This window comes from Ruania rhizosphaerae (assembly GCF_009805705.1).
GTDB lineage: Bacteria > Actinomycetota > Actinomycetes > Actinomycetales > Beutenbergiaceae > Ruania > Ruania rhizosphaerae.
The window spans coordinates 362171-375228 of sequence record NZ_VSMB01000001.1 but is presented as its reverse complement, the minus strand read 5'-3'; the positions used below and the strand labels follow the sequence as shown (position 1 = coordinate 375228).

The following is a 13058-nucleotide window of genomic DNA, read 5'->3' as shown; positions in this document are numbered from 1 at the left end:
GTGTCACCCCTGGAGTGCACTCCAGGGCAAGGTGGTCAGGTGAGGTGGTCGAAATCCCCGCGAACCCACGCGATGTGCCGCTCGGCCGATCGTCGCAGCACCTCCTGCCCGCCGGAGTCGATCACGTTGCCGAAGTTCCCGATGATCCGGTCGAAGACCAGGTCCCCGAGCTGAGCGGCTATCCGCTCCACCACCGCAGCAGAGAGGGGGATCTTGTTCGGGTAGCTGCGCAGGAACCCCACCGACGCCCGGTCCGGGTTGGGGAAGATGGTGTCCCCTGTGAGCAGCAACCCCTTGCCCTCGGCTCCCCGCGCCCATAACGCCACCGCCGAGCCGGCGAAGTGCCCGCCCACCTGGTGCAGCGTGAGCCCGGGCACTACCTCGTGCGTCCCGGACCAGAAGCGCAGCCGCTCGTCCATCCGGCCGAGCCACATCGCATCCGCCTCGGCCACCAGCACCTGCGCATCGAGCGCCCGCGCCCACTCCACCTGTACGCCGAACATGTGCGGGTGGCTGGCGGCCACCGCGAGAACCGGGCCCTGTGCGCGAACCCGGGCAACGCCGTCGGCGTCCAAGAAGCCGGGCGGGTCCCACAGCAGCGAGCCCTGCGAGGCGCGCACCAGCTGGGCGGTCTGCCCGATCCCGACGGCGTCCCGTGTGCTGATGCCGTGCACGCCCGGTTCGGTCTCGGCCCAGGTGAGCGTGGTGCCCGCCTCAGCCAGCTCGGTCAGGGTGGTCCAGCGTTGCCCGCCGACCGGCAGGTACTGGCGTTCGTCTGCGCAGATGGGGCAGGCCTCGGGGGCGGGTTCGTCGTACTCCACCGCGCAGGTGGCACAGATCAGCATGGTCTGATCGTGGCACGGGACGATCGAGACGGTGGTGATGCTCGTTTCCTGTGTCCTGCAGCCGTCCTCTCGCTACATTGGCGCCTGGCCCACCACGTCCACGAAAAGGACCGCCGCGATGTCGCACATGCCCTCGTCCCCGCCGCGAGAGGGATCCGGCCGCCGATCTGGTAGCGCCCGGGTGGCGATCCTGCTCGGTTGTGTGGTGCTGCTGCAGTTCGGCTACCCGATCACTACCCTCGGGCCCGGGCTGGCCGTGGTGTACATGGTGCTCTACGCCGTCATGCTCGGATTCGGCATCCTCACCGTGCGTGATGAGGGCCAGCATGTGGGTCCGATGGTGGCCGTGACCGGGATCTTCCTCGTGTGTGGCGCCTGGTTCTCGGTGAAGCAGGACAGTACGACGGCGACCGTCGCCATGCTGATCTCCGTCGCCCTCTCGATGGCTGCCCTGATCTACGGCCTGCTGCGTTTCGTGTTCCGTCGCAGGTCTGCACCAGGACTGGACCTCGTCCTCGTGGCGGTCACCGCATATCTGGTGCTGGGTGGGTTCTTCGGTGCGAGCTTCGCGCTGCTCGAGGTCTTCGCTCCTGGCAGCTTCACCGATCCACAGGGAGATGGCGGGCCGCTGGGCTGGCACCAGACGTTGTACTACTCCTACGTCACGCTTGCCACGCTCGGCTACGGGGATGTCCTGCCCGTATCGCCATGGGCGAGGTCGCTGGGGTCTTTCATGGCGGTCGTCGGGACGCTGTACCTGACGGTGGTGGTGGCTCGGCTGGTGGGCATCTGGTCGTCAGCGCCGGCTGACCTCACCCAGGACTGACACAGGGGCGGCTCGGGTGCGGCGACCAGGGTGGGATGAGTGTCGTGGGAACGGCCCGGATCGACACCAGGGCCACCCTCGTCAGTGCTGAAGGCTAGGCTCCCGCCATGCCTGCGCCACCGCTACCCGAGCTCCTGGTATCCGACGCCGCCGCCTGGCGAGAATGGCTGATCGAGAACCACGACACCTCCCCCGGGGTCTGGCTGGTGCTGGGCAAGAAGGGTGGCAACGTCACCACGCTGAACTACGAGAGTGCGGTGCTCGAGGCGCTCTGCGTCGGGTGGATCGACGGGCAGGCCAAGTCCCGCGATGCCGAGACGTCCCTGCAGCGCTACACCCCGCGTCGCCCGCGCAGCCGGTGGTCGGCCAAGAACGTTGGGCGTGTGGAGCGCTTGGAAGCCGAGGGCAAGATGCTCCCGGCCGGGCGTGCCGCCGTCGAGGAGGCGAAGGCGGACGGGCGCTGGGAGTCGGCCTACGCGGGCCCGGCGACCGCCGTCGTCCCGGAGGATCTGGCGGCGGCGATCGCCGCGAACCCGGACGCCCAGGCCATGTTCGAGGTGCTCACCTCGACGAACCGGTTCGCGATGATCTACCGGGTGGAGAACGTCAAGCGGCAGCAGACCCGGGAGCGCAAGATCGCCGAACTCGTCGCCATGCTCGCCCGGCACGAGACATTGCATCCGCAGAAGCGCATGCCACCTGGCTGACTGGAATCACACGTCGAATTGGCGGTTCTGGCGACGGTGCCAGCAACCAATTCGACGTGCAATTTCGCCCAGGGAAGGAGATCGCGCGTCGCGGATCAGGCGAGCCGGTCCTCGACCTCCAGGCCCGGCACCCGCCGGAACCCGCGTGGGCCTGAGGAGCGTGCGGTTGTTCCGGAACACTGTGCTGCGCATGAGGCCTCCATTGCCTCTGGCGCACGTGTCTGCGGTCACCCCGTCTCGTGGATCGGCCGCGGCGCCCGTAGCGTGTAGATCGCGTAGCCCACGATCACCACGAAGCACCCGGCGGGCACGATGTAGGAGAACGCGGAGCCCACCGAGTCCACCAACTGGCCCTGCAGCAGCGGCACGGTCGCACCGCCCACGATGGCCATCACCAGGCCGGCGGCGCCGAACTTGGTGTCGTGGCCCAGGCCTTCCAGTGCGATCCCGTAGATCGTGGGGAACAACAGCGACAGGCACGCCGAGAGCGCCACCACGGCCACCAGCCCCACCATGCCCGGCACCGCTACGGCCACGAGGCACCCCGCCACGCCGAGGCAGGTCATGACGAGCATCAGCATCCGCGAGTCGAACCTGCCCATCAGCGCCACCATCGCGAACCGCGACACGAGGAACACGATGAGGCTCGCCTGCAACCACCAGTTCGCCGTCGTGGGGCTGGCGCCGATCTGGTCCCGGGCGTAGGTGATGGTGAAGGTCCAGATGCAGGTCTGCGCGGCCACGTTGAAGAACTGGGCCACCACGCCGAAGGAGTAGTGGGTGTTCGTCAGCAGCCGCTTCACCCGCGAGGAGGAACCACGGGTGTCGACCTCATGGCTGGCCCCGACCTTCAATCCCGGCACCTTCGTGACGGCGATCCCCACCCAGATCAGCACCAGCACCACCGCCAGGCCCACGTACGGGGTCATGACGGCGTCCAGTTCGGAGGTCAGTAACGCGTCGCGTTCGGCCGGTGGGAGCGTGTCGCGCTCGTCCTGGGTGAGGGGACTGAGGTTCGGTGCGATCAGCAGAGCGGCCAGGAGTACACCGGTATTGGTGCCGACCGGGTTGAAGGCCTGGGCGAAGTTCAGCCGGCGGGTCGCGTTGGACTCCGGCCCCATGCTCATCACATACGGATTGGCCGAGGTCTCCAGGATCGACAACCCGGCGGCCAGGGCGAAGATCGCGGCCAGGAAGAAGCCGAACGTCTGTGCCTGTGCGGCGGGCAGGAACAGGAACCCGCCCGAGGCAGCCAGGCCGAGCCCGAGCAGCACCCCCACCTTGTAGTTGAAGCGCTGGTTCACGAATGCTGCCGGCAGTGCAAGCAGGAAGTAGGCGCCGTAGTACGCCGACTGCACGAGCGTGGCCTGCACCGTGGACATGTCGTCGAAGACGGAGGTGAACGTCGAGACCAGCGTGTCGGTCATGTTCGCGGCCGTGCCCCAGGCGGCGAAACACGCCACCAACAGCACGAACGGCACCAGCATCCCCGGGTGCAGGAAACGGTTGTGCTCGTGGTGCAGTGCTGTGTCGAGGTCGTTCGGTGAACTCATGCGGCTCCCTCGCCCGAGATCAGTGGGGGCAGTCAACCATACCGGCGCCGATTCGGCCGCGTGAATGGTCCCCAGGCGGTCGAGGGACTATCCCGACGGCGCCGGTCACCATCGCGGGTCGGGTGTTGACGCCCGGAGTTACTCGTGTAAATTTGCGGGACCGACACACCTCTGAAGGAGCTACACGCATGCCGTTCTCGCTGGGAATCGTAGGCGCCGGGCAGTTCGCCGGCGGATTTGCGACGCTGTTCCACGCCCACCCCGGGGTCTCCCGCGTCACCGTGACCGACACGATCGCCGACCGCGCTACCGCCCTCGCCCGCGACCTCGGCCTGGCCGGCGTGGAGCCGGACTTCGAGGCGATGCTCGCCTCCGATGTGGACGCGGTGGCCATCTTCACCCAGCGGTGGACCCACGGCCCGCTCGTGGTGCAGGCGTTGCGCGCCGGCAAGCACGTCTACTCGGCGGTGCCCATGGCATTCACGCGTGAGGAGATCGCCGCGATCATCGACGCGGTCAAGGAGACCGGACTCACCTACATGATGGGCGAGACCAGCCAGTACAACCCGGTCACCGTACTTGGGCGGCAGAAGGCTGCCGACGGCGCTTTCGGTCGCGTCTTCTACGCCGAGGGTGACTATGTGCACGATATGGACCACGGTTTCTACGCCGCCTACCAGTACAGCGGCGGCGCGGACTGGAAACGCACGGCCAGCTACCCGCCGATGAAGTACCCCACCCACGCCATCGGCGGGGTGCTCGGCGCGTGGAACACCCACGCGGTCAGCGTCAGCGCCGTCGGGGTCCCGGACCAGCGCGGCGATGGCGTCTTCGACAAGGCCGTGAGCATGTTCGACAACGACTTCTCCAACGCTTCCGCCCTGTTCGAGACGGCCGACGGCGGCAGCTTCCGTACCAACGAGTTCCGCCGCGTGGGCCTCGCCGGCGCAGTCCCGGAGTCCCGGTTCACCTTCTACGGCACCGAGGGGATCCTCGAGCAGAACTCACTGTCGACCCTCTGGCACAACCGGTCCGGCGCGCTGGAGGACCTCTCCGATCTGGTCCGGCCCGGGCAGCCAGCGCACCAGGACGCCGGTGATGCCACACTGGCGAACGTGGACGAGAAGCTGCACGACTCTTTCATCTCCGGGCATGCCCCGGTGCACGACACCTCGGCGCTGCCGGCCGAGCTCACCGGCCTGGGAAACGGGCACATGGGCAGCCACCACCTGCTCGTGCACGACTTCGTCACCGCGGTCAACACCCAGACCCTGCCCACCGTGAACGCCTGGGTGGCCGCCCGTTACACACTGCCCGGCCTGGTGGCACACGAGTCCGCACTGCGCGGCGGTGAGCGGCTGCCGATCGACGACTTCGGCGACGCCCCGCAGTGAACCCGCACGCCGGGTCACCCGGGCCTACCCAGCCGGCCGGTGCGGGCCGTGCCGAGGCCAACCCCGCCCGGGTGACCCGTGCGGACGTGGCCGCCCTGGCCGGGGTGAGCACCGCCGTCGTGAGCTACACCCTCAACGACGGGCCGAAGAACGTGGCCCCGGCAACCCGGGCCCGGGTGCTGGAGGCCGTCCGCACGCTCGGGTACCGCCCGAACGCCACCGCCCGGGCGCTGCGCCTGGGCAGCACCGGTCAGGTGGGGCTGGTGGTGGCCACAGTGGGCAATCCGTACTTCGGTGAGCTCACCGACCAGGTGGAACACGCCGCGGGCGCGCGTGGTCTGGCGTTGCTGGTGCGCACCGGAGGGGACGTGGCTGAGGCGATCGAGCGACTCGCCGCCCGGCAGGTGGACGGGATGCTGATCGCCCGGCCGATGGACGCACGCGGTGCCGCGGCGGCGAATGCGTCAGGTGTACCCGTCGTGCTGATCAACGCCGCCACCGCCCCCGAGGGCGTGGCGAGCGTGGGAGTGGACCGGTACGGCGGCGCCCGTGTCGCGGTGACGCACCTGATCGAGCATGGCCACGAGCGGGTCGCCTTCATCGGCGACACCGCGGGGAACCGGCAGCGCGGGTGGGCCGATGCTCTCGCTGCGGCAGGGCTGGCCGAGGGTCCGCTGGCCAGCCAGTCCTACTCGCGCGAGGGCGGCTACCGGGCCGCGCGGCAGTTGCTGACCGAGCCCGAACGCCCGACGGCCGTGTTCGTCGCCTCCGACGAGCAGGCGGTGGGGGCGCTGCTCGCTTTCCACGAGGCCGGCGTGGCGGTCCCGGAGGAGATCGCGATGGTGGCCTTCGACGGGTCGGCGGCCTCCGCCTACACCTGGCCGCCGCTGTCCGCAGTCACGCAGCCGATGGAACAGATGGTCCAGCGGGCGCTCGACCTGCTGACCTCCGCCGCTCCGGAGCAGCCTGTGCCTGTAGAACTGCTGGTGCCCGACCTGGTGCGCCGGCGCAGCTGCGGCTGCTGACCGGGGGAGCCCAGCCGAGCGTGCCGATCAGAGCAGGTGCGCCAGTTCGTCGGGAACCCGCGGCCCGCAGAGTATCCCCAGACGCGTCGTCGGCCGGGTCATCGCCACGTACAGGGCGCTGGCGTTCGACCGGCCACTGGTGGTAGCCCCGCCGGCGAGGATGGCTGCCGGATCGACCACCAGCACCCCGTCGAACTCCAGCCCCTTGGCTTGTGGTGGCGTGAGCACGACGCAACCGGCGGCGCCATCGGTGCGCGTGTCCGGCCCGAACGTGGTGCCGGGGACCGCGAGTTCGGTCGCCATGGCGTACTCCACCAATCGTTCCGGTGGCACGATCACGGCGAACGTCCCGCTCACCTGCGCCATCTCCTCCACGACGGCGGCCCCCACCTCGGCGGTAAGGTCGCCTGTCGTGGTGCGCACCCACGGCTTCTCCCCGGTGCTGCGTGCGCAGACCGGCGCGGTGGCATCCGGATCGAGGGTGCGCAGCAGCTCGTGCGCAGCGGCCATGATCGGCTCCGGGGTGCGGTAGCTGATCGTCAGCTCGGTGTGCCGCCAGCGGCGGTGCCCGAACCGGTCGGCCAGCTCCGCCCACGAGGTCGTCCCCGCCACGGCCGACGCCTGGTGCACATCCCCGACCACGGTCATCGACCCGCTCGGAACCCGCCGCAGCACCATCCGCCACTGCATGTGCGTCAGCTCTTGCGCCTCATCCACGATCACGTGCCCGTACGCCCAGGATCGGTCGGCCGCAGCCCGCTCGGCCAACGGGCGGGTGTCGCGTTCGGTGAACCGCCCCGCCAGCTCCTCAGCGGAGACGGCCTGTGCCATGCCACCGCCGCTGGCGGCGATCACCCGCTGCGCGTAGCGGATCCCCGCCTCGCGCTGGGCCTGGGCGCTGGCTTCCCGGGCGGACTCGTCTTCACCGAGCAGCTCGGCGGCCTCGTCCAGCAGGGGCACGTCCCCGCTGGTCCACCCCACTCCGGCAGGGCGTAGCAGCGCCTGCTGCTCGTGCGCCGTCAGCAGTCCGTCGGCAGCCCGGGCGAGCCGGGAGGGATCGGTGAACAGGTCTTCCAGTAGTGACTCCGGGGTGAGGACGGGCCACAGTTCGTCCAGTACTCGTGCGAAGGTCGGGTCCGCGGTGAGTTCGCGGCGCAGTCGCGGTGCCTCGTGCCGTGCCGCGAGTCCGGTCACCTCGGTGCCTGCGCCCTCCACCTTCGCCGGCAGGTGGTCCTCACCGCGCGCCAGGGCACGATCGAGGCGGCCGATCTCCTCTTCGAATCCGGAGTCGGTGGAGTCGTACAGCGCCTGCTCGCGGGCGAGCACGAGCTCGACCACATGGTCGAGCACCGTGGTGCGGAAGGTGTGCCGTGCGACGTTGTGGGGGTACCCCACGTGCCGCGCGCGTTCGACGGCTTGGGCGAGCACCGCCGTCGTGAGCCGGTAGTCGTCGCCCTGATAGGTGAAGGTGACGCCTCCCTCACTCGCCTGACGTCCCTGCCGGTCGCGCACCGCGGCGGCCACCAGTTCGGCCATCACCGGTCCTGCCTTCACCCTGGCCGTGGCCGGCAGCTCAGCGCGGGTGGCAGTGATGCCCGGCACCAGCGAGTCCACGGTGGCCAGCACCGCATGTGTTTCACCCAGCGAGGGCAGCACGTCGTGGATGTAGTCCAGGAATGTGGGGCTCGGCCCGAGCACGAGGACTCCGCGTTCGGCGATCGTCGGGTGGGTGTAGAGCAGGTAGGCGGTGCGATGCAGTGCCACCGCGGTCTTGCCGGTGCCTGGCCCGCCCTGTACGACCAGTACCCCATCGGGCGAGGAACGGATGATCTCGTCCTGCTCGGCCTGCAAGGTGGCCACGATCTCGTGCATACGGCCGGTGCGCTCCGCCGTCAGGGCCTCCATCAGGGCGCCCTCACCGACGAAGGTCGAGTCCTGGTGGCCGTCCCCCAGGAGCTCATCGTTGAGCCCGATGACGGTGCGCCCCCGGGTGCGCAGGTGGCGTCGCCGCACGACGCCGGACCCGCTGCGCGCCGTCGCGGTGTAGAAATCGGCCGCCGCCGGAGCACGCCAGTCCACCAGCAACGGCTCCAGGTCCGCTGACCGCAGTCCCATCCTGCCCACGTACGTCGTGCTGCCGTCGTGACGGTCCAGGCGGCCGAAGCACAGGCCGTGTTCGGCGTGGTCGAGCATCGTCGCCCGCTCCTGCAGGCGCGCTACCCGGGTGTCCCGGTCCAGCAGGTCAGCAGGACCGTCGGCATCGGATCGGCGGGTCCGGGTCAGCTGGTCGGTGACCTCTGCTCGCAGGGCCTCCACGCGCCGGTAGAGCAGATCGAGGTAGTGCTGTTCGGACTCGAGCTCGTGCTTCACGGTTCCCCTTTCGATCCGGCCAGGTGCCCAACGTCCGGACGAGACTCGTTGTTCCCGTCACGTGACTGACACCCGCTCACGCCGATCGGTAGACTGTCATGCGGTGCGCCGGGAAGTCTGGTCGGCAGAGCCGCAGCGACCCTCTGCAGCGCCCGACCCTGTACAGGAGCCACATGCCGTCCACCAGCAATCCATCACGTCGAGACCGCGCCCGTTCCTGGGTGACGCAGGAGACCACCGGGGGCTTCCTCCTCATCGGAGCCGCCGTGATCGCCCTGATCTGGGCGAACTCCCCGGTCCGGGAGTCCTACTTCTCCCTCACCGAGCTCGTGGTGGGGCCGAGTGCGATTCACCTGGACCTCTCACTCGGCACCTGGGCAGCCGACGGGCTGCTGGCGATCTTCTTCTTCGTGGTGGGGGTCGAACTCAAACACGAATTCGTGGCAGGCAGCCTGCGTGACGTGAAGCAGGCGGGGGTGCCGATGCTCGCCGCTGTGGGCGGGATGGCCATCCCAGCGGCCATCTATGCGGCCGTGGTGGTTCTCGCGGGTGACCCGGGCGCGCTGAGCGGCTGGGCGATCCCCGCTGCCACCGATATCGCCTTCGCACTCGCCGTGCTGGCCGTCTTCGGCCGTGGCTTGCCCTCCGCCCTGCGGACCTTCCTGCTCACCCTCGCCGTGGTGGATGACCTGCTCGCCATCGTGGTGATCGCCGTCTTCTACACCGACGAGCTGCACCTGCAGTACCTGGCCGTGGCGCTCGCCGCGGTCGCCGTCTTCGCCGTGCTGGTGCGGATGAAGGTGCTGCGCTGGTACCTGCTGCTACCGCTGGCGCTGGTGGCCTGGGCGTTCATGCACGAGGCGGGTATCCACGCCACGATCGCGGGCGTGCTGCTCGGCCTGACCGTGCCGGCGATCATCCGGCACGGGGAAGAGCACACCCGCACACACCAGCTCGAGCACCACATCAAGCCGATCTCCGCCGGGATCGCGCTGCCGGTCTTCGCGTTCTTCTCCGCCGGGGTCTCCGTGGTCGACGGTGGCGGCGTCGGCACCATCCTCGGTCAGCCGGTGGTCCTGGCCATCGTGCTGGGCCTGGTGGTCGGCAAGGTGCTCGGTGTGCTCGGTGTGACCTGGGTGGTCACCAAGATCACGCCGCTACGACTTCCGGACCGGATCGGTGTGCGCGACCTGCTCCCGGTGGGTCTGCTGGCCGGGATCGGGTTCACGGTGGCGTTACTGATCGCCGAGCTCTCCTTCACCGATGCCGAGCACACCTCCGGGGCGAAGGCAGCGATCCTCGCCGCGTCGCTGCTGGCCGCAGTGCTGGCCGCGATCACGCTGCGCTGGGATGCGGGCGAGAAGCGCAGCCGGGACATGAACGAGGACGGTGTGCTCGACTCCGAGGGCACCGACATCGGCGACCCGGACGAGGAGACCGGGCTCATCGATCCCGACCCGGGTCCCATCCCGACGGAGCCGCGGCGCCAGGACAGTGGGGACTGACCGGCGAGGTCGCTGTCTGACACGCGCACGGCAGTCTGACTCAGGCTCGACAGCCTGACCTCTCCGCGGTGGGTGTGACTCCGGCCACCTCCTGCGCCCAGCGGTTGGCACGCCGGCGCAAGCGGGTCTACGTTGCCACTCGTGCCCGATGCTGGTTCGCGGAGGTCCGGGACGTCTCGCCCCGCGATGATCCGCACCCTGATGCGGGCGGTACCGGTGCCCCAGCACCCGGCCAAGGTGCTCGCGCTCGGGTTCGCGGCGGCGATCGCCATCGGTACCGGGCTCCTCATGCTCCCGGTGTCCGTGGCCGATCCCGCGGCGGGTCTGCCGACGTGGGAAGAGGCGCTGTTCACGGCGACCTCCGCCGTCTGCGTGACGGGGCTGATCGTGGTGGACACCCCGGTCTACTGGAGCGGTTTCGGGGAGGCGGTGATCGCCGCCGGAATCCAGCTCGGCGGGCTGGGCATCATGACGGCGGCCTCCCTGCTGGCGATCCTGATGGCCCGCAGGCTCGGTCTGCGCAGTCGCCTGGTGGCCAGTGCGTCGGTACGCGCCGTCGGCATCGGCGACGTACGCAGCGTGGTGCTCGGTGTGGCCAAGATGAGCATCGCCATCGAAGGGCTGGTCGCCCTCATCCTGGTCACCCGCTTCCTGGTGACGTACGAGATGAACGGGCCGGCCGCCGTCTGGAAGGGCGTATTCACCGCCATCTCGGCGTTCAACAACGCCGGCTTCGCGCTCGACAGCGACTCGCTGATGGGCTACGCGACCGACCCGTGGGTGCTCATTCCGGTGGCCTGCGCGGTGATCATCGGCGGACTCGGCTTCCCGGTGCTGTTCGAGCTGCGCAAGCACATCCGGGTGCCAGAGCAGTGGAGCATGCACACCAAACTGGTCATCCTCGGCAGCGTCGCGCTGCTCGTGCTCGGCACGATCACTCTGACGGCGCTGGAGTGGGACAACCCGGACACTCTCGGCGCGCACGAGGTGGGCGGCAAGCTGCTGCTCGGCTTCTTCTCCGCCGTCATGACGCGTACGGCGGGTTTCAACGCCATCGACACCGGTGCGATGAGTACGCAGGCGTTGTTCACTCAGGATCTGCTGATGTTCATCGGTGGCGGCCCGGCCGGCACGGCGGGTGGTGTGAAGGTGACGACGTTCCTCGTGCTGTTCTTCATCATCGTCACCGAACTGCGCGGGGAGACGGCGGTGAACATCTTCGGCCGCAGGCTATCCCGTGCGGTGCACCGGGAAGCGATCACGGTGGCGCTGCTCGCGGTGGCGGTGGTGGTGCTGGGCACCTGGATCCTGCTGATCGCCACCTCGTTCAGCCTGGACCAGATCCTGTTCGAGGTGGTCTCGGCGTTCGGCACCGTGGGCCTGTCCACCGGTATCACCGCCGACCTGCCCACCGGCGCCCACCTGCTGCTGGTCGCGATCATGTTCGTGGGCCGGCTCGGGCCGATCACCATCGGTTCCGCGTTGGCCCTGCGGACCCGCAAGCTCATGTTCGAACTTCCCAAGGAAAGGCCGATCGTTGGCTGAGAACATTCGCGGGGGAGCTCCCCGCACGTCCCTGAGCCCCTCGGATTCGGTGGTGGTGGCCGGGCTCGGCCGCTTCGGCAGCGCACTGGCGATCGAGCTCGCGCAGGCGGGGGTGGACGTGCTCGGCATCGACACCAACCCGGAGATCGTCCAGGATCTCAGCGGGGTGCTGACGCATGTAGTGCGCGCCGACTCCACCAAGAAGGAAGTGCTCGACCAACTCGCCGTGCCGGACTTCACGCATGCGGTCGTGGGGATCGGCAGCGACCTGGAGGCCTCCATCCTGACCGCCTCGTGGTTCGTGCGCTTCGGCATCGGCAAGGTGTGGGCCAAGGCGATCACCGACCCGCACGGCCAGATCCTCGAGCAGATCGGGGTGCACCACGTGGTCTACCCGGAGTCGGACATGGGTCGCCGGGTGGCTCACCTGCTACGCGGGTCGATCGCCGACTACCAGGACCTCGGGGGAGGCTTCGCGATGATCACCGCCACGGTGCCGCCGTCGCTGGTGGGCTCCTCGATCGCCACGATCGGGCTGCGTTCCAAGCACAATGTGAACGTGACCGCCGTCCGCAAGCGGGACGCCGGGTGGGCGCACGCTGATGGCGACATGGTACTGGACTGGGGCGACACGGTGATCGTGGTGGGACCGGCGGAGAAGGCCGAGCGTTTCATCGATATGGCGTGAGGCCGAGGAGCCCCCGCGGAGGCGTGCCGACGCCAGGAGGTGCGGTGGAGCGAGGCACCGCAGGGATCGCGCGAAGAAGGCTATGGCGTGAGGCCGTGTAGCCGTCGGTGGAGGTCCCGCACCTCGTCCGCGAGGTGCGGGTCGGGCCCATCCACGACGGCGTCCGGGACCACGTGCGTGATGGGGAGCGCCCGTACGGGGCCGGGCGGGATGCCCCACTCGGTGTGCCAGGCGGTCAGCTGCTCGGAGCTGCTGGCGTAGACGATCCGGCCCAGGCCGACCCAGCCGTGCGCGGCCGCGCACATCGGGCAGTGTTCGCCGGAGGTGTAGACGGTGGCGTTCGCGCGGTCCACGGAACCGAGATTCTGGGCCGCCCACCGGGCGATGGCGAATTCGGGGTGCTGAGTGTGGTCGCCACCGGCCACGTGGTTGTGGTCGGCGAACAGTTCGCGCCCGTCGGCTGCGACGAGCACGGAGCCGAACGGCTCGTCTCCGGCTTCCAGGGCGGTGCGGGCCAGTTCCACGCAACGGCGCAGGTGGCGCCGATCCGTTGTGGTGATCATGTCCGCCATCTTCCTCCGCCGCAGCCGTCTGACTGAC

Annotated in this window: 11 protein-coding genes; 7 read left to right on the top strand and 4 right to left on the bottom strand. The window is 69.3% G+C overall.

The window, feature by feature from the left end:
• Positions 1 to 35: 35 nt before the first annotated feature.
• The gene (locus FV560_RS01565) at positions 36 to 845 is read right to left on the bottom strand and encodes an MBL fold metallo-hydrolase (RefSeq protein ID WP_159618597.1); all 810 of its coding nucleotides are present in this window, start codon (positions 843 to 845) and stop codon (positions 36 to 38) included.
• Positions 846 to 963: 118 nt separating this feature from the next.
• Between FV560_RS01565 and FV560_RS01560 the strand changes: the two genes are divergently transcribed.
• Entirely contained in the window at positions 964 to 1671 is a 708-nt protein-coding gene (locus FV560_RS01560; protein WP_200837483.1) for a potassium channel family protein, read from the top strand.
• 107 nt (positions 1672 to 1778) lie between these two features.
• Positions 1779 to 2378 carry a YdeI/OmpD-associated family protein gene (locus FV560_RS01555; protein WP_159618595.1) on the top strand — a complete coding sequence of 200 codons (600 nt, stop codon included), beginning with the start codon at positions 1779 to 1781 and terminating at the stop codon, positions 2376 to 2378.
• A gap of 227 nt (positions 2379 to 2605) precedes the next feature.
• Here the strand turns inward: FV560_RS01555 and fucP are convergent, their stop codons facing one another.
• The gene (fucP, locus tag FV560_RS01550) at positions 2606 to 3931 is read right to left on the bottom strand and encodes an L-fucose:H+ symporter permease (RefSeq protein ID WP_200837482.1); all 1326 of its coding nucleotides are present in this window, start codon (positions 3929 to 3931) and stop codon (positions 2606 to 2608) included.
• A gap of 188 nt (positions 3932 to 4119) precedes the next feature.
• On the opposite strand from fucP, the gene FV560_RS01545 reads away from it, so the two are divergent.
• The gene (locus FV560_RS01545; protein WP_159618593.1) at positions 4120 to 5325 is read left to right on the top strand and encodes a Gfo/Idh/MocA family protein; all 1206 of its coding nucleotides are present in this window, start codon (positions 4120 to 4122) and stop codon (positions 5323 to 5325) included.
• The gene (locus tag FV560_RS01540) at positions 5322 to 6350 is read left to right on the top strand and encodes a LacI family DNA-binding transcriptional regulator (RefSeq protein WP_235019854.1); all 1029 of its coding nucleotides are present in this window, start codon (positions 5322 to 5324) and stop codon (positions 6348 to 6350) included. Before FV560_RS01545 ends, FV560_RS01540 begins: the two co-directional genes overlap by 4 nt.
• 27 nt (positions 6351 to 6377) lie before the next feature.
• On the opposite strand, the gene FV560_RS01535 is transcribed toward FV560_RS01540, so the two are convergent.
• Positions 6378 to 8720, bottom strand: a complete 2343-nt coding sequence (locus FV560_RS01535; protein WP_200837481.1) for a HelD family protein — start codon at positions 8718 to 8720, stop codon at positions 6378 to 6380.
• 173 nt (positions 8721 to 8893) lie between these two features.
• Between FV560_RS01535 and nhaA the strand changes: the two genes are divergently transcribed.
• The 3 genes from nhaA (at position 8894) to FV560_RS01520 (ending at position 12458) form a co-directional block, all read left to right on the top strand.
• Positions 8894 to 10225, top strand: coding sequence for a Na+/H+ antiporter NhaA (nhaA, locus tag FV560_RS01530; protein ID WP_159618591.1), 1332 nt, complete (start codon positions 8894 to 8896; stop codon positions 10223 to 10225).
• A gap of 186 nt (positions 10226 to 10411) precedes the next feature.
• Entirely contained in the window at positions 10412 to 11770 is a 1359-nt protein-coding gene (locus FV560_RS01525; RefSeq protein WP_200837480.1) for a TrkH family potassium uptake protein, read from the top strand.
• A complete protein-coding gene (locus tag FV560_RS01520; RefSeq protein ID WP_200837479.1) occupies positions 11763 to 12458 on the top strand; it encodes a potassium channel family protein in 696 nt (231 codons plus the stop codon). Before FV560_RS01525 ends, FV560_RS01520 begins: the two co-directional genes overlap by 8 nt.
• Before the next feature lie 80 nt (positions 12459 to 12538).
• Here FV560_RS01520 and FV560_RS01515 read toward each other — a convergent pair whose 3' ends face one another.
• Positions 12539 to 13021 (bottom strand): nucleoside deaminase, encoded by a 483-nt coding sequence (locus FV560_RS01515; protein ID WP_159618589.1) that lies wholly within the window; start codon positions 13019 to 13021, stop codon positions 12539 to 12541.
• Positions 13022 to 13058: the final 37 nt, after the last annotated feature.